This is a genomic window from Empedobacter sp. UBA6745, assembly GCF_002453775.1.
Lineage (GTDB): Bacteria > Bacteroidota > Bacteroidia > Flavobacteriales > Weeksellaceae > Empedobacter > Empedobacter falsenii_C.
The window spans coordinates 82,262-108,571 of the sequence record NZ_DKHL01000008.1 but is presented as its reverse complement, the minus strand read 5'-3'; the positions used below and the strand labels follow the sequence as shown (position 1 = coordinate 108,571).

25 protein-coding genes are annotated in these 26,310 nt (G+C 29.2%); 19 read left to right on the top strand and 6 right to left on the bottom strand.

Annotated features, from left to right (window positions below):
• Positions 1-2 precede the first annotated feature (2 nt).
• From B4H69_RS03665 to B4H69_RS03630, 8 genes are all read left to right on the top strand, one after another.
• Positions 3-1,445, top strand: coding sequence for an MBOAT family O-acyltransferase (locus tag B4H69_RS03665; protein WP_180905869.1), 1,443 nt, complete (start codon positions 3-5; stop codon positions 1,443-1,445).
• Positions 1,446-2,167: 722 nt separating this feature from the next.
• On the top strand, positions 2,168-2,332 hold the full coding sequence (locus B4H69_RS03660; RefSeq protein WP_291092752.1) for a hypothetical protein: 165 nt from the start codon (positions 2,168-2,170) through the stop codon (positions 2,330-2,332).
• Positions 2,333-2,336: 4 nt separating this feature from the next.
• On the top strand, positions 2,337-3,485 hold the full coding sequence (locus B4H69_RS03655; protein WP_180905871.1) for a glycosyltransferase: 1,149 nt from the start codon (positions 2,337-2,339) through the stop codon (positions 3,483-3,485).
• Positions 3,486-3,494: 9 nt separating this feature from the next.
• Entirely contained in the window at positions 3,495-4,322 is an 828-nt protein-coding gene (locus B4H69_RS03650; RefSeq protein ID WP_180905872.1) for a hypothetical protein, read from the top strand.
• Positions 4,323-5,198 (top strand): UbiA prenyltransferase family protein, encoded by an 876-nt coding sequence (locus tag B4H69_RS03645; RefSeq protein ID WP_180905873.1) that lies wholly within the window; start codon positions 4,323-4,325, stop codon positions 5,196-5,198.
• Positions 5,188-6,510, top strand: coding sequence for an FAD-binding oxidoreductase (locus B4H69_RS03640; protein ID WP_180905874.1), 1,323 nt, complete (start codon positions 5,188-5,190; stop codon positions 6,508-6,510). The genes B4H69_RS03645 and B4H69_RS03640 overlap by 11 nt, the downstream gene beginning before the upstream one ends.
• Positions 6,507-7,232 carry an SDR family NAD(P)-dependent oxidoreductase gene (locus tag B4H69_RS03635; protein ID WP_180905875.1) on the top strand — a complete coding sequence of 242 codons (726 nt, stop codon included), beginning with the start codon at positions 6,507-6,509 and terminating at the stop codon, positions 7,230-7,232. The genes B4H69_RS03640 and B4H69_RS03635 overlap by 4 nt, the downstream gene beginning before the upstream one ends.
• A complete protein-coding gene (locus tag B4H69_RS03630; protein WP_180905876.1) occupies positions 7,232-7,822 on the top strand; it encodes an HAD-IB family hydrolase in 591 nt (196 codons plus the stop codon). The genes B4H69_RS03635 and B4H69_RS03630 overlap by 1 nt, the downstream gene beginning before the upstream one ends.
• A gap of 4 nt (positions 7,823-7,826) precedes the next feature.
• On the opposite strand, the gene B4H69_RS03625 is transcribed toward B4H69_RS03630, so the two are convergent.
• A complete protein-coding gene (locus B4H69_RS03625) occupies positions 7,827-9,182 on the bottom strand; it encodes a hypothetical protein (protein ID WP_244958003.1) in 1,356 nt (451 codons plus the stop codon).
• A gap of 71 nt (positions 9,183-9,253) precedes the next feature.
• Here B4H69_RS03625 and B4H69_RS03620 point away from each other — a divergent pair, with 71 nt between their 5' ends.
• The 10 genes from B4H69_RS03620 to B4H69_RS03575 are packed head-to-tail and all read left to right on the top strand — an operon-like array spanning position 9,254 to position 19,815.
• Positions 9,254-10,390 carry a glycosyltransferase gene (locus B4H69_RS03620; RefSeq protein WP_180905877.1) on the top strand — a complete coding sequence of 379 codons (1,137 nt, stop codon included), beginning with the start codon at positions 9,254-9,256 and terminating at the stop codon, positions 10,388-10,390.
• A 3-nt stretch (positions 10,391-10,393) separates the two neighbouring features.
• The gene (locus tag B4H69_RS03615) at positions 10,394-10,942 is read left to right on the top strand and encodes a serine O-acetyltransferase (protein WP_180905878.1); all 549 of its coding nucleotides are present in this window, start codon (positions 10,394-10,396) and stop codon (positions 10,940-10,942) included.
• 6 nt (positions 10,943-10,948) lie between these two features.
• Positions 10,949-12,013 carry a glycosyltransferase gene (locus B4H69_RS03610; RefSeq protein ID WP_180905879.1) on the top strand — a complete coding sequence of 355 codons (1,065 nt, stop codon included), beginning with the start codon at positions 10,949-10,951 and terminating at the stop codon, positions 12,011-12,013.
• Entirely contained in the window at positions 12,013-13,002 is a 990-nt protein-coding gene (locus B4H69_RS03605; RefSeq protein ID WP_180905880.1) for a glycosyltransferase family 2 protein, read from the top strand. The genes B4H69_RS03610 and B4H69_RS03605 overlap by 1 nt, the downstream gene beginning before the upstream one ends.
• A gap of 6 nt (positions 13,003-13,008) precedes the next feature.
• Positions 13,009-14,127, top strand: coding sequence for an EpsG family protein (locus tag B4H69_RS03600; RefSeq protein WP_291092743.1), 1,119 nt, complete (start codon positions 13,009-13,011; stop codon positions 14,125-14,127).
• Positions 14,118-14,864 carry a glycosyltransferase family 2 protein gene (locus B4H69_RS03595; protein WP_244958004.1) on the top strand — a complete coding sequence of 249 codons (747 nt, stop codon included), beginning with the start codon at positions 14,118-14,120 and terminating at the stop codon, positions 14,862-14,864. The genes B4H69_RS03600 and B4H69_RS03595 overlap by 10 nt, the downstream gene beginning before the upstream one ends.
• A complete protein-coding gene (locus B4H69_RS03590) occupies positions 14,851-15,954 on the top strand; it encodes a glycosyltransferase family 4 protein (RefSeq protein ID WP_180905883.1) in 1,104 nt (367 codons plus the stop codon). The genes B4H69_RS03595 and B4H69_RS03590 overlap by 14 nt, the downstream gene beginning before the upstream one ends.
• A gap of 2 nt (positions 15,955-15,956) precedes the next feature.
• Entirely contained in the window at positions 15,957-16,742 is a 786-nt protein-coding gene (locus tag B4H69_RS03585; protein ID WP_244958005.1) for a polysaccharide biosynthesis/export family protein, read from the top strand.
• 2 nt (positions 16,743-16,744) lie between these two features.
• A complete protein-coding gene (locus tag B4H69_RS03580) occupies positions 16,745-19,234 on the top strand; it encodes an exopolysaccharide transport family protein (RefSeq protein ID WP_291092739.1) in 2,490 nt (829 codons plus the stop codon).
• A 5-nt stretch (positions 19,235-19,239) separates the two neighbouring features.
• Positions 19,240-19,815 (top strand): sugar transferase, encoded by a 576-nt coding sequence (locus B4H69_RS03575; protein WP_291092737.1) that lies wholly within the window; start codon positions 19,240-19,242, stop codon positions 19,813-19,815.
• Positions 19,816-19,868: 53 nt separating this feature from the next.
• On the opposite strand, the gene B4H69_RS03570 is transcribed toward B4H69_RS03575, so the two are convergent.
• The 4 genes from B4H69_RS03570 to glmM form a co-directional block, all read right to left on the bottom strand.
• Positions 19,869-21,497 (bottom strand): acyl-CoA carboxylase subunit beta, encoded by a 1,629-nt coding sequence (locus B4H69_RS03570; RefSeq protein WP_286495349.1) that lies wholly within the window; start codon positions 21,495-21,497, stop codon positions 19,869-19,871.
• Positions 21,498-21,560: 63 nt separating this feature from the next.
• Positions 21,561-22,154, bottom strand: coding sequence for an ACP phosphodiesterase (locus B4H69_RS03565; RefSeq protein WP_291092735.1), 594 nt, complete (start codon positions 22,152-22,154; stop codon positions 21,561-21,563).
• A gap of 104 nt (positions 22,155-22,258) precedes the next feature.
• On the bottom strand, positions 22,259-23,638 hold the full coding sequence (locus tag B4H69_RS03560) for a tetratricopeptide repeat protein (protein WP_291092733.1): 1,380 nt from the start codon (positions 23,636-23,638) through the stop codon (positions 22,259-22,261).
• A 92-nt stretch (positions 23,639-23,730) separates the two neighbouring features.
• Positions 23,731-25,113 (bottom strand): phosphoglucosamine mutase, encoded by a 1,383-nt coding sequence (gene glmM / locus B4H69_RS03555; RefSeq protein WP_280051343.1) that lies wholly within the window; start codon positions 25,111-25,113, stop codon positions 23,731-23,733.
• A gap of 119 nt (positions 25,114-25,232) precedes the next feature.
• Here glmM and B4H69_RS03550 point away from each other — a divergent pair, with 119 nt between their 5' ends.
• Positions 25,233-25,547: a GlsB/YeaQ/YmgE family stress response membrane protein gene (locus tag B4H69_RS03550; RefSeq protein WP_180905890.1), complete on the top strand. Its 315-nt coding sequence runs from the start codon at positions 25,233-25,235 to the stop codon at positions 25,545-25,547.
• Positions 25,548-25,613: 66 nt separating this feature from the next.
• On the opposite strand, the gene B4H69_RS03545 is transcribed toward B4H69_RS03550, so the two are convergent.
• Positions 25,614-26,180 carry an acetate uptake transporter gene (locus B4H69_RS03545; RefSeq protein ID WP_180905891.1) on the bottom strand — a complete coding sequence of 189 codons (567 nt, stop codon included), beginning with the start codon at positions 26,178-26,180 and terminating at the stop codon, positions 25,614-25,616.
• Positions 26,181-26,310 lie beyond the last annotated feature (130 nt).

Below are 26,310 nucleotides of genomic sequence, written 5' to 3'. Positions count from 1 at the left end.
GTATGTTATTTAATTCTATTTCTTTTGCGATTTTTTTACCAATCGTATTTACTCTTTATTGGTTATTGAGAAAGAATCTGAAGTTTCAAAATATTTTACTTCTTGTAGCAAGTTATTATTTCTACGGATGTTGGGATTGGCGTTTCATGTTTTTGTTAGGTTTTTCAACTTTCTTAGATTATTATTCTGGAATCAAGATAGAAGAAGCAACTTCTCAAAATCTTAAAAAAATCTGGTTAACAATTAGTATTGGAATTAATCTTGGTTTTTTAGGATTCTTTAAATATTACAATTTCTTTGCAGATTCTTTTGCAGAAATGCTAAATGGCTTTGGTTTAGAAGTTCATCCTTGGACATTGCATATTATTTTACCAGTGGGAATTTCGTTTTATACTTTTCATGGCTTATCTTATATCATTGATATTTATTACGGAAGAATAAAAGCAGAACGAAATGTTGTAGATTATTCAGTTTTCGTAAGTTTCTTTCCATTGTTAGTTGCAGGACCTATAGAAAGAGCAACTCATCTTTTACCTCAAATCAAAAAGAAGAGAGTTTTTGATTATTCTCAAGCAGTGGACGGAATGCGTCAAATACTTTGGGGTTTATTTAAGAAAATGGTAATTGCAGATAATTGTGCAATTTATGCGAATGAAATTTTTTCGAATCCTGAATCGCAATCTGGATCTAATTTAGTTTTAGGAGCTATTTTCTTTACATTTCAGATATATGGAGATTTTTCTGGATATTCGGATATCGCCCTCGGCGTAGCTCGTTTGTTTGGGATTAATTTATTAAAAAACTTTAATTATCCATATTTCTCTCGTGATATAGCAGAATTCTGGCGACGTTGGCACATATCGTTATCAACGTGGTTTCGCGATTATTTGTATATTCCGTTAGGAGGAAGTAAAGGCGGAAATTGGATGCGTGTTCGCAATACATTTATCATTTTTATTGTAAGTGGTTTTTGGCACGGAGCCAATTGGACTTTTATTTTTTGGGGGTTTTTGAATGCTTTATTTATAATGCCATCAATTCTGTTGAAAACAAATCGAAATAATTTAGAAATTATTGCGCAAGATAGGATGTTGCCAAATTTTAGAGAATTATTTAATATGATTTTGACGTTTAGTTTAACCGTTTTCGCCTGGATATTTTTCCGTGCAAATTCAGTTACTCATGCTTTCGAATATATTGGAGGAATTTTTAGTCAATCACTTTTCTCATTTCCAACTTTACGTAAAAGTGCTTTAGCTACGTTAATTTTAGTTGCATTTTTATTGGTGATTGAATGGATTGGAAGAAGAAATAATTATGGAATAGAGAAGTTCTTAATTTCTAAACCAAGATGGGTAAGATGGTGTTTTTATGCTTTTGTTGTGATGTTAATCGGTTTGTTTTTACAAACAGAAGAAAGTCCATTTATTTATTTTCAATTTTAAAAGATGAAGAAATTTTTAATTAACATAGGTCTATTCTCATTATTTGCAATTGTATTTTATATTGTTATAATGCCAATTTGGAGTTCAGCTTTACCATTCTATATGTCTAAAAATGTAAGAAGTTGTATGGGATGTTATGGACATACATTTACACGAATGCAAGATGCACAGAAGACTAAAAATGTAGATGTTTTGATTGTAGGTTCTTCTCACGCGTATAGAGGAATTGATCCTAGAATTTTAGAAAGAGATGGAATTACAGCTTTCAACTTAGGTTCAAGTGCTCAAACTCCAATCAATACAAAAGTTTTATTACATCAATATTTAGAACAAATTAATCCAAAATTGGTCGTTTATGAAGCTTATGCAGGAACAATGAATATTGATGGAGTGGAATCTTCTTTGGATATTTTGAGTAATAATAAAATTGATATCAATTCAATTGAAATGGCAAATGAAGTGCATAATTTATTAGCGTATAATACTTTAATTTTTTCTGGATTTCGTCAAACTTTTGGTTTGAATAAAAGATTTAAAGAAGAAATTCATCAAGGAGAAGATACTTATATTTCGCTAACAGGATTTGTCGAAACTGATTTTAGAAAAAATATATTTAATGATGAAANNATATAGAGTTTATAAAAAGTAAAGGAATTGATGTTTATATTGTTCAAGCACCTATTACAAAAACGCTTTATAAATCAATTAATAATAATAAAGATGTGGATCGTTTTTTAAGTAATTTAGGTAATTATAAAAATTATCAAAACTTAATTGAATTGAAAGATTCTACAGATTTTTTTGACAATAACCATTTGAATCAAATTGGAGTTGAAAAATTCAATACAGTTTTGAGTAAAGATTTAAAGAATATTTTAAAGAAGTAGTAATATGACCAACCAACCAAAAAAAATACTATTTGTTTATTACAAGCTTTTCAAGGCTGGGGGAGTCGCACGCGTATTAGTTTCCTTGGCGAACGAATTAGTGGAGAAAGGTTATGATGTTTCAATTGTGATTATGATCAATGAAAAAAGTAGCTTTTTTGAATTAGACCATCGAGTTAAGATTATTGTAATTGATACTTTTTCGCATTGGGGATTTCAAAAAATTAATGTTAACTTGAATAAGTATTTTCCAAAATTGCCCTATAAAAATAACATCAAAAATTATGTGTATGATTTCGGTCAATGGGAAATGTTACATAAATGGATGAACAAGAATGGTCAAAATTATGATGTAATTATCTCAAGTTGGTATAAATTATCTGCTCAATTAGCATTGAATAAAAAAGTAAGAGGAAAGACAATTGCTTGGGAACATGCAAATTTTGAAGTAGGAGGAAAATTATGGAAAGATACTTTACGAAAACATTACAAAAATTTGAAAGGTGTTGTTTGTATTAACTCCAATTCTTTAGAACATTATAAAAATATTCATAAAAATGTTCACTTGATTCCTAATTTAATAGGAGAACCTTTTGAATCTTTTGATGAAAGTTTGATTGATCAAAAAGAAAATACGTTAATTTATGTTGGTCGATTAGATGCGGATAAAAATGTTGGTGAATTGATTGATATAGTTAATGAAATCAATTTAAAAGATTTTAAATTTAAGATTATTGGAGATGGACCATCTAAAAATGAGTTAGAAAACAAAGTGAAATCTATTGAGATTTTAAATGATAAAATTCTATTTTTAGGAAGTCAAACTATTTCAGAAATTTTTCAAGAACTTTCGAAAAGTAAAATTTTTCTTTTTACAAGTAAAACCGAATGTTTACCAACGGTTTTGATTGAAGCGAATTTAACAGCTAACGCATTAATTTCTTATAACTGCAAGTATGGACCTTCTGATATTGTGAATGAGAAAAATGGTTTTTTAATTCCTATGAATGATAAACAACTTTTTAAAGAAAAATTACAATACTTAATTGATTATGAAGAGGATTTAGAGTTACTCAATAAATTAAGTGGAGAAAATTCTGAAAAGTGGAGAAAAGATCTAATTATTAATCAATGGAATTCATTAATTGAATAATAATTTTGTATGATTAGTAAACAATTAAAAAATAAATTACGACGTTATAAATATCTGCTAAAATGGTATCTACAATATCATTTTCAAAAAGTCGAATCATATAAAAATAGAAAACCATTTGATGTATCTGAATCCCAAAATTTAGTGTTGGTTCCTCATGCCGATGACGAATGGATAGGTAATAGTCAGCTGTTATTGAAAAAAAATACAATCGTTTATTATTTTCAATTCTTAGGAAATAATTATAATGAAACAAATAAAACTGTAAGAAGAAATGAATTGATTGAATTAAAGAATAAAATTGGTTTTGAATTGGTTGTATCTAACAGTTATGAAGATTACTCAGATTTAAAAGAATTATTAAATAATAAAAGTATTTCTAATATATTTATTCCCTTTCCGATTGATTGGCATAAAGAACACATAAAAGTAAATACAATATTTCATCATATTTTATCAGGTTTACAAATTAAACCTAATTTGTTTTTTTATCATATTTCGGTTCCTTTGCCTATAGATTTTGAAATAAATTATATGCAAATGGATAAATCTGATTTACATTTTAAACAAACTATTTTTGCTGATATATATAAATCCCAGTATAATACACCAATAAAACGTCTAAATTATCAGCTAAGATTAAATGCTAAAGGTTCGGAATGTTATGCTACAGAAAACTTTGTGGAATTATCTTTTGAAGAGTGGACAGATTTATTAAATTTTGTGAACGATAATTACGACACTAAAATAAAGGAACTTATTTATTATATTGATGATTTAGGAAAAATTAGAGAAAAATCAAATCAGATTTATAGAGATTGGAAAAATAATAATTAAATGCTAAACTATTTAAAACTTATACGTGTTAACCAATGGGTAAAAAATTTATTTGTTTTTTTACCAATATTTTTTTCGGGAAATTTATTGAATATCGATTTGTTTATTGAGTCGTTTTATGGCTTTTTAATTTTTTCTTTTGTCGCGAGTAGTATTTATATTATCAATGATTACGTTGATATTGAAAAAGATAAAAAACATCCCGAAAAGAAAAATAGACCACTCGCAAGTGGTAAAATATCGAAGCAAAATGCTTTAATTCTATTTGTTATTTTAGTCATTGTAACATCAATTTTGATTTATTTTTTTGGAAATAAATATGTCGCAATTCTTGTTGGAATTTACTTTTTTATGAATTTGGCTTATTCATTCAAGTTAAAACAAATTGCAATTCTTGATGTGATGATTATTGCGTTTGGATTCTTACTAAGAGTTTTTGTTGGTGGTTATATGACCGGAATTTTAGTGACAGATTGGACGATTTTATTGGTTTTTGATTTGGCTCTTATTTTAGCTTTAGGAAAACGAAGAGGTGAATTAATTAACGCCGATTTACAAGGAATTACAAGAAAATCGTTGGATGGATATAATCTCAATTTTCTTAATTCTGCCTTAGCTATAACTTGTACTGTCGCTGTAATTTGTTACATGATGTTTATTCTTTCCCCAGAAACACAATCCAAATTTCATCATTATATTATTTATACTTTTGTCTTTGTTTTTGCGGCAGTTTTACGTTATTTACAACAGACATTTGTTTTTTCGAAAACAGAATCTCCTACAAAACTAATTTTTAAAGATCATTTTTTACAAATTCTAATTATAATGTGGGGAATTTGTTATGTATTATTGATTTATTTTAATCATGGAAAATAAAAAATTATCTCCAGTAGCAAATTGGGGACTTTATCCATCTATAAAAGCGAATGTTGTATCGCCAACTACAATTTTAGAATTTCAGGAAGCAATTCTTTCAAATGAAGAAGTTATTGCGAGAGGAAATGGTCGTTGTTATGGAGATGCATCATTACAAAATACAATTATTTCAACATCGAAATGGAATAAATTTATCGATTTTGATCGCGAACATGGCATTATAGAAGTTGAATCTGGAGTTTTATTATCAGATATTTTAGAAGTTTCAATTCCGGCAGGATATTTCATTTCAGTCACTCCTGGAACCAAATTTATTACAGTTGGCGGAGCAATTGCATCAGATGTTCATGGAAAAAATCATCACATCGATGGTTGTTTTTCTGATCATTTAATTCATTTCGATTTAATGATTGAAAATGGAGATATTTTACATTGTTCAAGAAATGAAAACACAGATTTATTTTGGGCAACAATAGGAGGAATGGGATTGACAGGAATTGTTATTTCTGCTAAATTTATGTTGAAAAAAATTGAGTCAGCATATATTCGAAATGAAGCAATTCAGGCGAAGAATTTAGATGAGATTTTTGATTTGTTCGAATCTTCTGAATCTTGGACATATAATGTTGCGTGGTTAGATTGTTTACAAAAAGGTACTTCCTTAGGAAAATCGATTATGTTGCGTGGCGAACATGCGATTTTAGACGAGTTACCTCAAAAATTCAAAAAGAATCCTTTAAAAATTAAGAAGAAATTAAACTTAAATATTCCATTTTTCTTTCCAAATTTTGCGTTAAATCCTTTATCAATTAAGATTTTCAATTGGTTATATTTTAATAAACAAGGTAAAAAGCATTTGAAAAATTATGTGGATTACGAAACATTTTTTTATCCGTTAGATGCTGTTCATAATTGGAATCGTATTTATGGGAAAAATGGATTTATTCAATATCAATTTGTGATTCCAAAGGAGACGGGAAAAGAAGGAATGCGAAAGATTTTGGAAACAATTGCTGCTAGTGGAAATGGTTCTTTTTTAGTAGTATTGAAATTGTTTGGTGATAATAATCCAAAAGCTTATAATTCGTTTCCAATGAAAGGATACACACTGGCTTTAGACTTTAAAGTAAACAATAAATTAGAGAAATTAATTGCAAGTTTAGATAAAATTGTGATGGATTATGGAGGACATATTTACCGAACAAAAGACGCGATGTCCAATCCAGCCTTGACAGATTATTTACAACATATCGATTCTCCAAAATTCGAGTCGATGCAAAACGAACGTATCAATAGATTTAAGCAAAAATGATAGTAATAGGATCAAATTCTGATGTAGCAATAGCTTTTGTAGAAAAGGTTTTGAAAGAAGGTAAACGTTTTCCGATGGTTTATTTATTTACATCAAACATCGAAAAAACAAAGAAATTAGCACTACATTTTTATGCAAAATATGAGCAAAAATGCGAGATTGTTCATTTCGATTTAACAAAAGAAAACGATTATTCTTTAATTTCTCATATCGATTCTGAATTATTGTTTTGTGCAGCTGGATATTTAGGAAAAAATTCGGAAGAAGGTTTATATGATGATTGGAACACGAAACAAATAGTAGAAGTTAATTACTCAAAATTAATTGTCTTAATTAATCATTTTGCGCAGAAATTCGAAGCAAAAGGTTCGGGAACTATCATTGGATTGTCGTCTGTAGCTGGTGAACGTGGTCGTCAAAGCAATTTTATTTATGGATCTGCAAAAGCTGGTTTCACAGCTTATTTAGCTGGTTTGAGAAATTATTTATTCCATAAAAAAGTTCATGTAATGACAGTTATTCCAGGATTTATGGATACGCAAATGACAGCTGATATTGAAACACCAAAACCATTAACTGCTCAACCAGATCAAGCGGCTAATATTATTTATAAAGCTTATGTCAAAAAGAAAAATATTGTTTATGTAACATTTTTGTGGTGGGGAATTATGATGATAATTCGTAATGTTCCTGAATTTATTTTCAAAAAAATGAAAATGTAATGAATCGCAATTTATACCTTTTTGATTTTGATGGAACATTAACTTGTAAAGATACCTTATTCGATTTTTTAAAATTCTCTTTTCCTAAAGTTTACTTTATTAATTATCTGATATTTATTCCATTATTTATCGTTTCAAAATTGAAGATAATTGATGCTGGTTTTGTAAAAGAAATGTTTATTTCTAAATTTTTGAAAGGAAAATCTTATGTTGAAATTAATCAATTAGCTCAAAATTATTTTGAACAAAATCATCAAGAATTAATTTATTCAAAAGCTGATGAATATATTAAATCGTTAAGTAATTATAATGATAAATTTATCGTTTCGGCTTCAGTCGATTTTTGGATTCAACCTTTTGCTGATTATTATGAAATGGGACTAATTTGTACCAAAGCAAAATATGATGAACAAGGCTTTTTTACAGGGAAATTTGCTTCACCAAATTGTAATTACCAAGAAAAAAAGAATAGAATCGAGAAAGAAATTGATTTGTCTTTATATGATAAAATCATAGCTTTTGGTGACACAAAAGGTGATGAAGCAATGTTTTCGATTGCTACAAAATCTAATTTTAGATATTTTAATTAATCATTTACCAAAAATAATCTCCTATTAATTGCATTACGAATGTTTGTAAAAGAGCAATATAAGCTATGTTTTTTAAAACGTTTACTTCCTTTACATTGATTAATAGTAAAAGTATATAAGGGTAAAGATAAAGGCAAGCTCTTGCTGTTTCTCCTGTTCCATAGGCACCTGTCAAAAACATTAGCATTAAAGAGAGGAACGCTATTATTGGCAAATAAAAATTAATTTCATTCTTTTTAAGATTAAATACTTTTGGGGTAAATAGGTAGGCGAAAAAACCAAAAGACAAGAAAAGTAATATTTCACTAATGTTCTCTAAACGTGTAAAAAGATAAACAATTGGTTGATGAAATCCTCTAAAACCATTAGGGTTTTCAAGTTTTGAAGCATTGAAAAAAGCTTCAATATGGTTATAATCAAGTATTAATTGAAGTAATAAAATATAGAAAAGAAATAAGATTCCTACAATTATAAAGTTAATGATTGTGTATTTATTTTTTTCAATGATTAATTGATATATTGACAATATTGCTGCAACACAGGCAAAAAAAGTTCCACTAAATGATATACTATTTGCTAAAGAAAATCCTATAAATGCTAATAATATTCCTTTAATATTTATAGAATTCGATCTTGATATGATTAACATTCCATATAAAAAAATTAAACTAAAAAATAGAAACACAGCATCTATTGATACAATACTATAAATGTTTACAGCAGGAATAAGTGCAAAAATTAAGAGAAGAATATTTCTTTTAGAGTTTTCTATTTTGAAAAAATCAATAATTTTTATCAAAGGAAAAAATGAACAAAATGAAAGAATAGACATTCCGATAGCTAAACCAAGTACTGATTCGTTAAAAATTTTGTAAATAATATATTGTATCCAAACAGCAAAAGGAGGATGTGTTTTGGCATGCATTGTTAAAGTATCTTGTATCTCATTATAACTTGAAATGAATGTATAGCCATTTTTAATTTTAACTACATCATGAAAGTATTGAAAATCAGTATCAAGAAATGATCTTAAAAAAGTTTGATGGATTGAACCTTGAGCTAGGTTTCCAAATATTATTAACAAGATGTAAGCAATAAATAATTTTAAAATACTTAGATGATGATAATTTTTTAATGCGAATAAACCTGTTAATAAAAAAAATATTGAAAATAAGACACCTTGAAAAGTGATAGTAGAAAAATATACGACACTTATTGGAAAAGTAATTCTGGAACCAGTAAAAAAATGGTTTTCGTTTAAAAAATAATTCAATCCAACCATCACAATCCATCCTATAATTAATAATCCTATAATTTTGAATGGGCTTGTTTTTAGAACTGATTTAAAATTTTCTAACATAGTTTTAGGTTATTTTAAGTAATTTATTTTTAAGGTTTCACAAAATTATTAATTTTGCACAAACCTAAACTATGAAAAAGAAAATATTAATACGTATTGGCTCACTTCGTCATGGAGGTGCTGAAAAAGTATTGGTAACTTTTCTCAAAAATCTTTCACCAGAAAAATACGAAATTGATTTGTTGTTAAATCTTTATTCGGGTAAATATCTCAAAGATGTGCCGTCTTGGATTAATATCTATTATTTGAATAAAGGTGAAATGATTACGACAAATCGTCCGCAGGATATTCCGAAAAAAGCTTTTCGAGTGATTTATCAAAAGATTTTGTCATCGTTTCCAAAGTTGCTTTACAAATTTATTTTACCGAATAAAAAATACGATATAGAGTTTGCGGCAATTCATGGAATGGCAGATGAAATCTTGAATTCTCCGATTAAATCTTCTAAAAAAATAGTTTGGATTCACAATGATTTGTCGAATATTCCTGAATATACAACAGTGCGATTGAAAAACTTTTTCAAGTTTGATCAAATTCTAGTGATTTCAGAAAAGATTAATCAATTATTTTTAGGTTTAGCAAATTCAGATGAACAAAAACAAAAAGTGGTTCGTATTTATAATCCTATTGATGTCAATGAAATTAAAAAGTCAGCTTTAGAAGCTTGTGAGATTCAGAAAAAAAATGATCAACCAACATTTGTTTCGATTGGAACAGTTTTTCCACAAAAAGGATTTGATCGTCTACTGAGAGCGCATCGCAAATTGTTAGACGAAGGTTTTCAACATCAAGTTTGGATTGTTGGTGACGGTTACGATTTTCCGAATATTAAAAAATTGGTTGAAGAATTAAAAGTTGAAGAAACTGCACATTTGATTGGTTTCAAAGAAAATCCTTATCCATATTTTGTTCAAGCCGATTATTATATTTTATCCTCTCGTTACGAAGGTTATCCAACAGTTTTGTTTGAAGCGATGGTTTTAGAAAAGCCAATTATAGCAACAGATGTTTCGGGAGTTAGAGAAATGTTGAATGATGGTGAATTAGGTTATATTATCGATAATGAAGAAGAAGCAATTTATGATGGGATGAAATATTTTATTCAAAATCCTGAAATTGCTCATAAATATCAACAAATCATTGAAGGAAAAACATTACCTTTTGAGTTGGGTAATGCAGTAAATTCAATTGAAAAATATTTAAACTAAATTATGAAAACAATTATTCAGAAAGATTTTTATCGAAACTTTGGATATTGGACAAATTCTCCTTTCTTGAAAGGTTTTATGAGCCCAGGTTTTCGTTTTATTTATTGTTTAAGAAAAGCTCAACAATATTCTGCAAAACATCCTTTAGGTTTAGTTTATCGTTTGTTGTTGCGTCGTTATTCGATTAAATATGGTTATCAAATTTCTGCAAAAACAGAAATTGGAGCAGGGTTAAATTTAGGGCATTGGGGAACTGTCGTTGTTAATCCTAAATGTAGAATTGGGAAAAATTGTAACATTGCGCATGGCGTAACCTTAGGTCAGACAAATAGAGGAAAATCGAAAGGGTTTCCAATTTTGAAAGACGATGTATGGGTTGGTACAAATGCTGTAATTGTTGGTGGAATTACAATCGGAAATAACGTATTGATTGCGCCAAACAGTTATGTAACGCAAGATGTGCCAGATAATTCGATTGTGAGAGGAAATCCAATGCAAATTATTTCGAACGAAAAAGCTACGGAAGGTTATATTAATAATAGAATTGAATAAAATTTTTTGAAAACAATACTTTTCATATTGCCAGCTCTTAATCAAGGTGGTGCGGAGCGAGTAATTACAACGCTTTGTAATGAATTGGATCGAAAGAAATTCTGTCCAAAATTGGTGCTGTTCAAAAAAGAAGGTTATTATTTAAATCATTTGAAAGATGATGTTGAAATTATTGAATTAAACGTTTCTCGTATTCGTTATTCGATTTTCAAAATTATTCCGTTGATTAAAAAGTTGAAACCAGAAATTGTTTTTACAGGTTGGGGAGAAATTTCCGCTTTTTTATCACCAATCATTTCTTTGTTTCCTAAAACGAAGTTTATCACAAGAGAAACAAATGTGGTTTCTGAACATGTAAAACGAAAAGAGATTCTATTCTTTTATCGATTTTATAACAATTTTCATCAAATTATTGCGCAAAGCGATGATATGAAAAATGATTTGATTGAGAATTTTAGAATTTCGGAAAATAAAATTATAAAAATTAATAATCCAGTTGATTTTGATTTGATTAATCGATTAAAAATAGAAAGTATTACTATCGATTTTGACACGAGCTATAAAAAAATTGTGGCAATAGGAAATCTTTCTCCACGAAAAGGTTTTGATCTTTTATTGAATGTGATGAATGAATTGAAAGGAGAAAATATACATTTAACGATTCTTGGAGATGGAGCTTTTAAAGAAGAATTAACTCAACAAAAAGATGAATTAGGTTTAAATAATGTAACATTTAAAGGAAAAGTTTCAAATCCATTTATTTACCTAAAAAATGCAGATTTGTTTGTACTTTCTTCTCGTTACGAAGGTTTTCCGAATGTTTTGCTGGAAGCTGGAGCTTGTGGAACTTATAGTTTGGCAAATAATTGTCCAGGAGGAATCAATGAAATTGTACAAAAAGGAATTAATGCAGAAATTTTTCCAATTTCAGATTCAAAAGGTTTTGCAGAAAAAATAAAAGAGGCTTTGCAAGAAAATCATTTAGAAGAACAAATAATTTCGAGTATTTATTCTCGATTTAGTAAAGAAAAAATAATTCAACAATACGAATCAATTTTTGATAAAATATAATGTCAATTCAGTCTAAAATATCAGTCATTGTGCCAGTTTATAACACCGAAAAATATCTTTCGAAATGTTTAAATTCGATATTGAATCAAACGTTGAAAGAAATTGAAGTGATTGTTGTAAATGATGGTTCTAAGGATGATTCTCAAGAAATTATTGATGAATTTGTTTCTAAAGATTCGCGCATAATTTCTATTCAGAAAGAAAATGGAGGATTAAGTGATGCGAGAAATGCTGGTATTGATAAAGCAAAAGGAGAATTTATTGCTTTTATTGATTCTGATGATTATATTGATTTAACGATGTTGGAGAAAATGTATGAATTGGCGAAAAGAGATGAATCTGAAATTGTTTTGTGTGATTTGGTAAAAGTTGATGAAAATGGTAAAGAATTTCGTGATTTACCGCAATCGCCTCAATTGCCAGAAAAAATGATTTTAGCAGAAGATTTTACCATTTTTGGTGAAATGAGTTGCTTTGCTTGTAATAAAATCTTCAAAAAATCGTTGTTTGAGAATCATCAATTTAGAAAAGGAATTCATTTTGAGGATATAGAATTGATTCCGAAATTGGTTTTAGATTCTAGTATTATCTCTAAAATAAATGAACCTTTTTATAAGTATTTCGAACGACAAGATTCTATTACAAAAACACATACGGAGAAAGGTTTGGATATGTTTGTTGCTGTAAATGAGGTGACAAATTATTTTTATCAGAGTAAATACAATACATTTGCAACTGAGTTAAAGCGTTTTCAAATTATACAAGGTTATTATTCGTATTTAGCTTATTTGGCTTATGTGAAAGATAAAAAATTGAAGCGTAAAATGTTAAATGTTTTGAATGACTTTTTAAAGGCAAATAACTTAACAAAAAAAGAACTTAAAAACTACAAGCGTTTTGATAAAAACTATTTAAATTCATTACCATTGAAAAAAAGATTTTTTTACCATTTAGCCATGATTTATCCTCAACTATTACTTAAATTTTAATCGGTAGTGAGTTTTATTTATTTATTCATATTTGCATTTCTACTTGTTGCATCTTTTTTAGAGTTTTCTAATAAAAAGGTTAGTAAACAATCATATGTATTAATTGTTGTGATAATGTGTTTAACTGCTGGATTGGGATATGCATTGAGTCCTGATTGGGTAGCATATTTTGATACTTTTAATGCATTGGCTTATGTAAATTGGTCAGAGTTTGGTCGTTTTGCCTATATGGCAGGTATGGAGAAAGGATATTTAGGCCTGAATAAAATACTTGTTGATTATGGTTTTGATTTTGGGATGCTTACTTTAATAGTTGCAACAACTTCTCTTATTCTAAAGACAACAACTTTCTATAAATACGGAGGATTTCCTTTTTTAGTATTATTTATTTATGCGATGCCGAATTTTATGTTCGAAGAGCATGTACATATTAGGCAAGGATTAGCAAATGCAATTGCACTTTATTCTATACGTTATGTAATCGATCGTAACCTAATAAAGTTTTTGATTTGTATTACAATTGGATTTCAATTTCATGAAACTATAATTGTTTTTTTACTTGCTTATTGGATTGCCCCAATGAAGTTTGATGAAAAATTTATAGGCTGGTTAGTTGTGTTTTCAATTATAGGGTTTTATACAGGTTTAAATTCAATTATAGAAATCATTATGGATTTTATGCCAATTGGTCAAGATAAATTTGAGAGTTATCAAAGTCAGTTATATGATCAAGGTAATGGTGTAGCAGTAGGTGATTTCGTGAAGATTATTTCAATTCTTTCAATTATTATTTATAATAAATATGCTGTAGAAGATAAATTATATTGTTATTTCCGTAATCTTTTTGTTTTTGGAGTTTTATTATACTTTTTTTTAGGAAAAGGAATTTTTGGTGTTAGATTACCTGGATTTTATTTAGTTTTCTTAGGGCTTGCAGTTGGTAGATTAGTATATGTATTTGATGGGGATAAATTTAAAAGAAATTTTATTTATTTGAGTTTTGTGTCTTATACTGTATTATTGATTTTTTGGTTTCAAATAAAGCAAGCACATAAATCAAATTTCTCAAATTATAGAACAGTTTTTAATAAAGAAGCGGTTTACGGGCTATGGAAATGGAATTAATATCTATAATAACGCCTTGTTATAATTCAGAAAAGTATATTTCAGAAACATATGATTCAATAAAATCTCAAAATTATAAGAACTGGGAGTGGATTATTGTAGATGATTGTTCATCAGATAAATCTGTCGAAATAATTCAATCATTTAATGATGAACGAATAAAATTAGTTATTCAATCTAAAAACCAAGGTGCTGCCTATGCTAGAAATTTAGCATTAAATAAAGCACAAGGTAGATTTATAACATTTCTCGATAGTGACGATTTATGGCTTCCTAATTTTTTAGAAACTACAATTAATTATTTAATAGAGAATAATGAAGAGTTAGTTTATTCAAGTTATAAACGGGTTGATGAAAATTTAAAACCATTGTTAGCAGATTTTATTGCTGTAGACAAAGTAGATCGAAATCGAATTTTATATAATTGTCCTATTCCGATGTTAACATCTGTATATGATTCAAAACGAATTGGAAAAATACCGGTTCCAGATGTAGAACTTCGGGAAGATCATGCAATGTGGATAGATTTGTTAGGTAAAATAAAATATGCAAGAGCAATCAATGAATCTTTAGCTATTTATAGAATTAGAAACAACTCAGTTTCTCGAAATAAATTACGAATTGTAAAAAAACAATATAATGTTTATAGATATTATTTAAAAATGAATTTTTTTAAATCGTCTTATTACACTTTTTTTTGGGCAATTAATGGAATAAAAAAATATGGAAAATTTTAAATTATTAGAGTATTTATATACATTAAATATCTCTCCCTTATATGTCAATATATTTGGAGCATTTTTTTCTGCTTTATTTATTACATTAATATCCATTCCGAAAATTATACGAATATCATATAAAAAACAATTGATGGATGTGCCTGGAGAGAGAAGTTCTCATGAAAATAAAGTACCAACTTTAGGAGGTGTGGCTTTGTTTTTTGGAATTGTTGTGTCTACTTCAATATTTGCAACCGAATTAGGTGTTAACTATTCTTTCTTTTTATCCGCAATTACAATATTATTTTTTATTGGATTAATGGATGATTTGTTAGTTGTAGCTCCTGATAAAAAATTATATGGTCAGATTATAAGTACAATATTAATTATTTTTGGTTCTGGTATAATGATTAAGTCATTTTCAGGGTTATTTGAGATCTATGAAATTCCTTACTTTATTGGAGTTATTTTAACCATTTTTGTATTTATAGTACTAATAAATGCGTTTAATTTAATTGACGGAATTGATGGTTTAGCTTCAGGAATTGGTATAGTAATTAGTTTGTGTTTTGTTTATATATTCTACAGAATATTTGATTACGGGATAGGAATATTAGCTGTTAGTACATTAGCTGTTTTACTAGGTTTTGGAAGGTATAATTTGTCTAAAAAGTTTAAAATATTCATGGGAGATACCGGTTCTATGGTTATAGGATTTATTTTAACCTTTATGGCAATTCGTTTTTTATACATTAGTGAAACGTCAAGTTTAGGATTAAAAACTGGTCCTGTTTTACTTCTTTTTATTTTTGTAATTCCAATAGTAGATACATTATCTGTTTTTACAATTCGAATTCTTAGAAAAAGAAGTCCTTTTTCGGCTGACAAAAACCATCTTCATCACCAGTTTTTAAAATTAGGGTTAACTCATATTCAAACTTCAATAATATTAGTACTTATTAACATTTTTTTTATATTCATTGGGTATTATTTTAGAAATATTGAAATTAATAAACTATTTTTGATCTTTATTGTTTTATCAATTAGTTTTGTTGTCTCTTTACGATATGCTGTAATATTAAAAAAGAATAAAAAAATATCATTATAAAAATGCTTAACTTAAAATCAACTTTAACCAAAACTTTTATTTTGTTGATAATCATGAATTTGTTTTCATGTATATCTTTAAAAGATGTTCAACTAATTCAGCCAGATCCTAATTTAAAATTAGATGCAAATGGTAAGATTTCTTTTGAAAAACCTGAATATCATATTCAAAAAAATGATCAAATTTTAATTAATATTTCGTCTGCTGCAGGAGCTTCTATGGGAATTCTTAGTGATTTTATTACTTCAGGTAATAATACTCAAGGAGGAAATGGAGTGTATGTAAGACAAGACGGAGCAATTGAGTTACCTCGTATTGGGAAAATAAAATTAGAAGGTCTTACTATTGAACAAGCTCGAAAGAAAATTCAAGATGAGTTCTATAAAATCTACGATGAAAAGGGAACTTTTATCGATGTTAATTTAGCGGGAATAGAATATACTATTGTAGGAGAAGCAAGTCAAGGAGTTTTTAGAGCGCCTAAAAAGAATATAACGTTACTAGATGCTTTTGCCCAATCAGGAACGAATAATATCTATGCTGATTTAAAAAATGTACGAATTATTAGAACAGATTTAGATGGGACAAAGCAGGTATATGTCGATTTAACAAAAGAATCTATTATGAATTCTGAGTATTATTGGATTCAGAATAATGATATTATTGTTGTTAATCCTCGTAAAGAAAAAGTATGGGGTGTAGGACTAAATCCTCTTACTGTTGTTACTACTGTAATGGGAGCAATTGCAACAATTTTAGGAGTTTATTTATTCTTTGATAAAATATAATAATGGCAGATACAACAATTAATCAAAAAGTTAAGAAAAAACAATCTGACTTTATTGATGTAGAAAGGCTTATACCAAGATTATTGAATGCTTGGCCATTATATATAATTTCGATGCTAATTGCGTTGGCGGTAGCATATTATCTTAATAATTGGAAGCTGAACAAAATTTATACAGCAAATACAACATTTAAAATTAAAGATAATAGTTCTGCTAATAATTCATTAGCCTCTAATTCTATTAACTTTATTTGGGGAGGAAATGCAAATAAAATTGATGGGTTAACGTATACATTAACTTCTCGTATTCATAATGAGAAAGTTGTAAAAAGAGCAGAATCTTATATATTCTATACAGAAGAAGGACGTTTAAAAAAATCTAATATATATAAATTAGATGCTCCTTTTCATGTTCATATTGATACATTACATCAACAAGTTGCATATGTTGATGTAAAAGTAAAACCTAAAGATCATAACTCTTTTTATTTTGAAGTTGAGAACAAAAATGGTTCTTTATATCAGTTTACTAAAGATAGTATTATAAAGTCTGACGAGTTGAATTTACCTAAGATTGGTTATTATAATCAATGGATGGTTGGTAAAAACTATAAAATCATGTTGACTCGTTCAAATGTACCATTTTCTGAAAGTTCAATATCATTTAAATTAGTCACAATCAAAGATGCAACTGGGAGAGCAGTACAGAATTTTAGTGTTACAAATCCATCTAAAATTTCAAGTATAATAGCTGTATCAAAAAATGCTGAAAGTTTGAATGAAGCGGTTGATTTGTTAAATAACTCTATTCAAGTTTTAATTGAGAACGAATTAGCAGAAAGAAATCTATCTGCTTTTCAAACTCGAAAATATTTACAAGAACGAATCGCAGCTGTTAAACTTAAATTAGATAGTGCGACAGATAATTTACAAGAGTTACAGAAGAAAACAGGAGTTTATAATTTCGATTCAAAAAAAGGTGAGCTTTTAGGTAAACTTACTGAATTAGATAAAGAACGTGTAACTGTAGAAGAGAAAATCAATGCATTACATCGTTTAATGCCTAAAAAATCGAGTAGTGTTGATAATTTAATCGCTCTTAATATTGCCGGTCTTGATGTGTCTTATTACATGACGAATGTAGATCAATTAGAAGGTCTTGAGAATCAGCGCGAGCAAATGTTAAAAGTTTATAAAGAGAACACTGATGAAATTAGAGAAATTGATCGTCGATTAGCTAAAACAAGAAATAATATTTCGAATGTAGTTAATGCACATTTACAAAAGCTGAATACAGATCTATCAATGATTAACGCTAAGTTAACGGAATCCGAATTCAAAGCAAAAGATTTACCATACGAAGAAATTGAATTTGTTGAAGCAAATCGTGGATTTGAATTAAATAGTACATTATATTCAACTTTAATTAATCAATTAAATACAACTGATTTATCTTTAGCATCTATCGTATCTGATATCACGATTATTGATCCAGCTAAAAATCAAGGTCAAGGTTCCATTTATCCAAATCCAAAACGTAATTATTTAATAGCTTTGGGAATAGGTTTGTTGATTCCTTTGATTTATGTAGTGATTAAAGAATTATTAGATTTCAAAGTTCGTGTACTAAAAGATATTACAAGTCGTACAAATATTCCAATTATTGGTTTAGTTGGTCCTTTGGGAGATAATTCACCTTTAGTTGTAATCAACAATCCAAAATCAGGAATTTCTGAATCGTTTAGATCAATTCGTTCTAATCTGAAATATTTATACAAGAATCCAGGACTTGAAGATCATAACAAAACGATTTTGGTAACCTCATTTATTGGAGGCGAAGGAAAAACTTTCAACGCGATGAATATTGCGAGTTCAATCGGTTCTATGGATAAGAAAACGGTTCTGATTGGATTAGATTTACGTAAACCAAAAATATTTGATGATTTTAATATTAATAATAAATTAGGCGTAACGGATTATGTTGCGGGTGATTTAGACTTAAATCAAATTACGCAACGTACAATTTTACCAAATTTAGATATCATTACAGCAGGTCCAATTCCTCCAAATCCTTCAGAATTGATTTTAAGTAAACGAATGGATCAATTATTTACTGAATTGAAAGAGAAATATGAATTTGTAATTATAGATTCACCACCGATTGGTTTGGTAACAGATTCGTACGATTTGATGCGTTATGCAGACTGTACATTGTATGTAACACGTTACAATTATTCGGAGAAAAACTTTATCAATGCGATTTCTAATAAATATGATGAAGGTGAGGTTTCGAATGTAGGAATTATATTCAACGATTTCCAAATTAAAACTGGTTACGGATATGGTTATGGATATGGTTACGGATATGGTTACGGATATGGTTATGGATATGGCTACGGTTACGGATATTTTGCTGGAGATGAAAACTTTGATAATTCATCATTCGGAAAAATAAAACGTTTAGCTTCTCGAATTAAAGGTAAATTCTTTTAATTGAAATGATCTTAAAGAACATATTTGATTATATACTTGCATTAATCCTACTAATATTTTTAGTGGGATTAATTGTTTTGTTAATTATCATAAGTTCTATTGATACCAACCAATTTGGTGTTTTTACACAAAAAAGAGTTGGGAAAGACGGAAGATTTTTCAATATTTATAAAATCAGAACGATGAAAGGGGTTTCTAAATCGACAATAACAACCGATCAACATCAAATTACCAAAATTGGAAAGATTCTTCGAGATTATAAATTAGATGAATTACCTCAATTATTCAATATTCTAATAGGGGAAATGAGTTTTGTTGGACCTCGTCCTGATGTCGCTGGTTATGCAGATAAATTGGTTGGAGAGGATAGATTGGTGTTGAAAGTTAAACCTGGAATTACTGGTCCTGCTCAATTGAAATATTGTAAAGAAGAAGAAATTTTATCCAATGTAAATGATCCAATCAAATATAATGATGAAATTCTTTGGCCAGATAAAGTTAAGATCAATGTAGAATATGTAAAGAATTGGAGTTTTCGACAAGATTTGATTTACATGTTTCAAACAATATTCAAAAAATAAAAAGAGAATCCTAAATTGGATTCTCTTCTATTTTTAAAAATATTTTCGTTTTTCTAAACTTGGATAACACCTAAATTAAATTGTTTTTCAATCGGAGCATGATTCGCAGCTTCAATTCCCATCGAAATCCATTTACGCGTATCCAAAGGATCAATAATTCCATCTGTCCACAAACGTGCCGCAGCATAATAAGGACTTGTTTCATCATTGTATTTTGCTGTAATTTCGTTCAAAAGTTCTTGCTTTTTCACTTCATCAACTTCTACACCTTGCGCTTTCAAAGTCGCTTCTTTTATTTGTAGCAAAACTTTCGCCGCTTGCTCACCTCCCATAACTGCCAATTGAGCCGAAGGCCAAGCCGCAATTAATCTAGGATCATAAGCTTTTCCACACATAGCATAGTTTCCTGCACCATAAGAATTACCAACTATAATCGTGAATTTTGGAACAACAGAATTCGAAACTGCATTTACCATTTTCGCACCATCTTTGATAATACCACCATGTTCAGATTTAGATCCAACCATAAAACCAGTCACATCTTGTAAGAAAACTAACGGAATTTTCTTTTGGTTACAATTCGCAATAAAACGAGTCGCTTTATCCGCAGAATCTGAATAAATCACACCACCGAACTGCATTCCGTCTTTTTTAGACTTCACGATTTTACGTTGATTAGCTACAATTCCAACCGCCCAACCATCAATTCGAGCATAAGTACAAATAATTGATTTTCCATAATCAGGCTTATATTCGTCCAATTCTGAGTTATCAACAATTCTGTTAATAATGTCATACATATCGTACTGCTCAGCACGAGATTCAGGTAAAATACCATAGATTTCTTGCTCATCTAAAGCAGGCTTTGCTGCTTCAATTCGATTAAATCCAGCTTTTTCATAATCACCAATTTTACCAACAATAGATTTTATTCTATCCAACGCATCTTTATCATCTTTTGCTTTATAATCAGTCACGCCAGAGATTTCGCAATGTGTTGTTGCTCCACCTAAAGTTTCGTTGTCAATATCTTCTCCAATTGCCGCTTTTACCAAATAACTTCCTGCCAAGAAAATAGAACCTGTTTTGTCTACAATCATTGCTTCGTCGCTCATAATTGGTAAATATGCTCCACCAGCAACACAACTTCCCATCACAGCAGAAATTTGAGTAATTCCCATTGATGACATGATTGCATTATTGCGGAAAATTCGACCAAACATTTCTTTATCAGGAAAAATCTCATCTTGCATTGGTAAATAAACACCTGCGCTGTCCACCAAATAAATAATTGGCAATTTATTTTCCATCGCAATTTCTTGCGCACGCAAATTCTTTTTACCTGTAATTGGAAACCAAGCACCAGCTTTTACTGTCGCGTCATTCGCAACAACAATACATTGTTTGCCAGAAATGTAACCAATTTTCACAACAACACCTCCCGAAGGACATCCGCCGTGTTCTTTGTACATTTCATCGCCTGTTAAAGCTCCAATCTCAATATTCGGTTTTTTTTCGTCCAAAAGATAATCAATACGTTCCCTTGCAGACATTTTTCCTTTGCTATGCAACGCATCAATTCTTTTTTGACCTCCGCCAAGGTAAACTTGTTTCAGTTTTTGACGTAGTTTAGAAAGTAATAATTTGTTATGATCCTCTCTTTTATTAAAAGTTAAATCCATTGTGGTTTTCTGTTTGTTTACAGCCCTAAACTAATGAATTTTATCGAATTCTTAAAATGAAATTTAGACTTGAGAATCAACGAATACAAAGTTCTTGCAATGCGTTTGGATTTGAGGAAAAAATGACAGAAAATCAATTTCTAGATTGGCATAATTTTTTTCAAATTCGGGAATGATTTGATGTAAATTATTCTGAAATTTAGCCCGACTTCCAATTCCTTTCAGTGTTTTTTGAACACCTTCTATGGTCGAATAATTTTCGAACCAATCATATTTTAGCAAATAAAAAATGGTTTCTTGTAGTTTTTTTGGAAGCGAATTGTATTCATCCTTAAATAATTGATAACAATCTGTTTTAAATTTTTCGAAAGGAGTTTCAGAATAATTATTCCAATATTTAATCAAAAAATAATCATAAATCACATCAATAATAATTGGTGAAAATTTGTGTTGTGTTTCGTGAAAATAACTTGAACTTTTCTTCACCGTTTCGTGAGAATCTGTAAATGTATCAATCGAACGATGCAATAAAATGCCTTTCTGAATATCTTCTGGAAAATCTAAATATTGTTTTCCCTTTACAGTTTCACCAAGCAAATTCCCAATTTGAAGCGATTGATTTCCGAAAGATAAATATTGATGTGCGATAAAGTTCATAAGGCTTGTTTAGTTTCATAAAGTTAAGTTTTTTTGTATAAACCTGTGTTATTTTACTGTGAAGAAAAAAGCCATCTAAAAAAGATGGCTTAAGAATTATATTTTTATTCGTTATTTCCAGAAATTTGATTGATTTTTTCTTCTAAAATCGGATAGTATTCAATCATTGAATCTTTTAAATTTCGATCCAAACTTAATGCATTTTGCAACGCTTCATTTCCTAATTGATCTTGCTCTGTAATATAATAAACATTGCTTAATTGATAGAAAAATTCGGCACGATTAAAATTCTTCAAAGCGCCTGTTAATAAGGCTGCAATCGCTTGTTCGTATTCGCCAACAGCAATTAAAGTTTCGACGTAAGCAAACCAAGTATTGAAAACCAAAGGTTTTAATTGAACCAATTTCGAAAGGTTTTTTATAGCTTCCTCAAACTTCATTTGTTTCAGAAAATAGTAAGTTGAATCTGTATAATATTCGTAACTATCACCATTCAATTCTATTGCACGCTGAATGTAATATTCGGCTTCTTCAATATTTTCTAATTTGTTGTAAAGCGAAGCTGCTTTTGCCCAAACTTTATCCAATTGTGGATCTTCTTTTATCGCAATATGATAAGCTTTTAATGCTTTTTGTGGTTTCTCTAACTTTTCGTACAATTCACCAATTTTCATATGCGTAACAGCTGGCGAATCATCAAATTCTAATGTTTCTTCTAGTGTTTCTATTGCTTTATTGTATTCTCCTAATTCTTCCAATGAAACTGCTTTGTTAGCATGACCAACAATAGAGTTAGGATTAATCGCGAGCACGTAATCCAACGCATTTATAGCTTCGTCATACATTTTTTTGTGATTGTACAACAGACCAAGTTGCAACCAAGAAACTTCCGAATATGGATTATCGTCAATAAAATCTTTCAGAAATTCGATGCATTCATCAGGATTATGAATTTCCTCGTAACATTGAATGATAGAATAGAAAGTATAATCGTTTTCTGGATTGAATTTCAATGCTTTTCTGAAAGCAATCAACGCAGAATGAACTTCATCTAAATTCAAATATTCATTTCCGATACAATTACAAATAAAATCAGTTTCTTCGTCGTCTATTTGCAAAGCTTCTTCATAAAAACTTATCGCTTTTCGAGGCATATTTTTCATTCCCCAAAAACGCGCTTGTACCAAAAGATAATCTAACTCGTTTGCAGCTAAATCCTTTAAATCTTTGATGAGTTTTGCAGCTTTTTTTAAATCCTCAATTGTAAGAAAATATTCAATTCTCTTGATTTTGATATCTATATTCTCGGGATGCATTTTTTCTGCAAAATCCAACGCACGTTTCGCATATTCGCTATCATTTACTTCAATATAGAATTCAAGAATTTCGACCAAATCCTCTGAATCGTAATATCTATATTCACGATTATCAAGCATTTGCTCAAAACCTTCAATTAGCTCGTTATTAAAAAAATCTTCGTCCATAGTGATAGACTAATTTACAAAATAAAATGTGCAAAAATCATAACGAATTGTTAGAGTTTTGCACATTTGTTAAACAATTAAAATAGATTGTTTTAGATAATATTTTTGATGCTTTCGATCATTTTATCAGCTAATTTATTTGCATTTTCTTCTGAAGTACTTTCAGTATAAATACGAATAATTGGCTCTGTATTTGACTTTCTTAAATGAACCCATTCTGTAGGGAAGTCGATTTTAACTCCATCAACCGTATTGATTTCTTCGTTTTTGTAAACTTCTTGAATTTTCACTAACAATTCGTCAACATTGATTTCTGGTGTTAATTCGATTTTCTTTTTCGCCATAAAATATGCTGGATAAGAAGCTCTAATTTCAGAAACTGATTTATCTTGTTCAGCTAAATATGTCAAGAATAAAGCAATTCCTACTAAAGAATCGCGTCCGTAGTGTAATTCTGGATAAATAATTCCACCGTTTCCTTCTCCACCAATTTTAGCATCAACGTTTTTCATTTCAACTACAACATTCACTTCTCCAACTGCTGATGGCGAATATTTTTGACCATATTTTTCAGAAATATCGCGTAAAGCACGAGAAGATGATAAGTTAGAAACTGTTGCTGAAGGCGTTTTTGATAATACATAATCTGCGACTGCAACTAATGTGTATTCTTCTCCAAACATTTCACCTTTTTCGTCGATAATTGCTAAACGGTCAACATCTGGATCAACTACAATCCCGAAATCAGCTTGTTCGTCGATTACTTTTTTGCAGATATCACCTAAATGTTCTTTTAAAGGCTCTGGATTATGTGGAAAATTCCCGTTTGGTTCGCAATACATATCGTAATGAATCACACCTAAACGTTGTAACAACTTAGGAATTGCAATTCCTCCAGTTGAATTTACCGCATCAATCGCAACTTTGAAATTTTTCTCTTGAATCGCTTTTGCATTCACTAATGGCAAAGCCAAAATTTTCTCGATATGTAAATCAATTGCATCATCAAAAGTTTCATAAGAACCTAAATCATCAACTTCAGCAAATGTATAATCATCTTTATCTGCGAAAGCTAAAATTTGTGCGCCATCTGCAGCAGAAACAAATTCTCCTTTTGCATTCAATAATTTCAATGCATTCCATTCTTTTGGATTGTGAGAAGCAGTTAAAATAATTCCTCCATCTGCATGCAAATGTGTCACCATAACTTCTACAGTTGGCGTTGTAGATAAACCTAAATCGACAACATTAATTCCTAATCCTTGTAAAGTTGAACAAACTAATTGAGAAACCATTTGTCCAGAAATACGAGCGTCGCGCCCTACAATTACTTTATATTCTGATTGATTTGATTGATTCTTAAGCCAAGTTCCGTAAGCAGCTGCGAATTTTACAGCGTCTATAGGAGTTAAATTATCTCCCGGTTTTCCTCCGATTGTTCCACGAAAACCTGAAATAGATTTGATTAGAGACATAAATTTTATTTTATAGTGTTACAAATTTACAAATTACAAAAACTTTTCTTATCTTTTTGGAACGATTTTAGTTAAGATTTACTTAACAATTTTTAAAACCATAAAAAATAGTATTAATTATGATGACAACTTCATTTATTATGTTAGGTATTACCGGAGTTTGGAGCTTTTTGGTATACTTAGTGTTCGGTTTAATTTGTGCTGGAATTGCTAAAGCAATAATGCCAGGTAAAGATCCGGGAGGATTTTGGGTAACTGCACTTATAGGTATTGTTGGTGCGTATTTAGGAGCTTATATGCGTACAATTTTAGGAATTTCTCATGATGGAGAAGTAAGTTTTTTCAGTCCATTGGATTGGATTTTTTCAATCTTAGGATCATTAATTTTATTATTTATCTGGAAAAAATTATTAGCTCCAATGTTTAATAAATAATTCATTACAATTATAAAAAAAATCCTTTATCAGTCTCTGATAAAGGATTTTTTTTATTCATACTATTTATAAAGGAAGAATGTTTTTTTCGTATTTCTGATTAATCATAATTGCAGAAGCTTCGTAAAACGCAATAAATCCGCAGATGATTCCTGTCCAACCAGCAAAATGTAAAATGCTTTGACTACCTGTAAAGTTACCTGCTGACAATAAAAAGAATAATAAGGTTAATGAACCAAATAATAATTTTCCTACTAAATTGCCTTTTAAGGTTTGTAAAAAGTTGATTAATGTAAATATTCCCCACATTCCTAAATAACATCCCATCGCATTTCCGTCTGGTTTTTCTACACCAAACATCGGTGCTAACCATGTAAATACAAGTGTTAACCAAAAAGCGCCATAAGACATGAATGCAATACTACCAAAGTTGTTTCCTTTTTTCCATTCCATAACGCCAGCTACAAATTGTGCTCCACCTCCAAAGAAAACACCCATTCCCATAATCATACTATTAACAGGGAAAAAACCTGCATTGTGTATGTTTAATAAAACAGTTGTCATTGCAAAACCAAATAATCCTAAAGGTCCAGGATTTGCTGTTTGATCTTTAATTGAGTAAATATTGTTCATGTTATTTATTATTTTGAGACAATAATAATCTGAAAATAATAAATAAAAAAGAATTTATTCATAAAAAGTGTATAACGTACACTATAAAAGTATTTTTAAGTGAATAAAATATTGGTATGTAATAAATTGA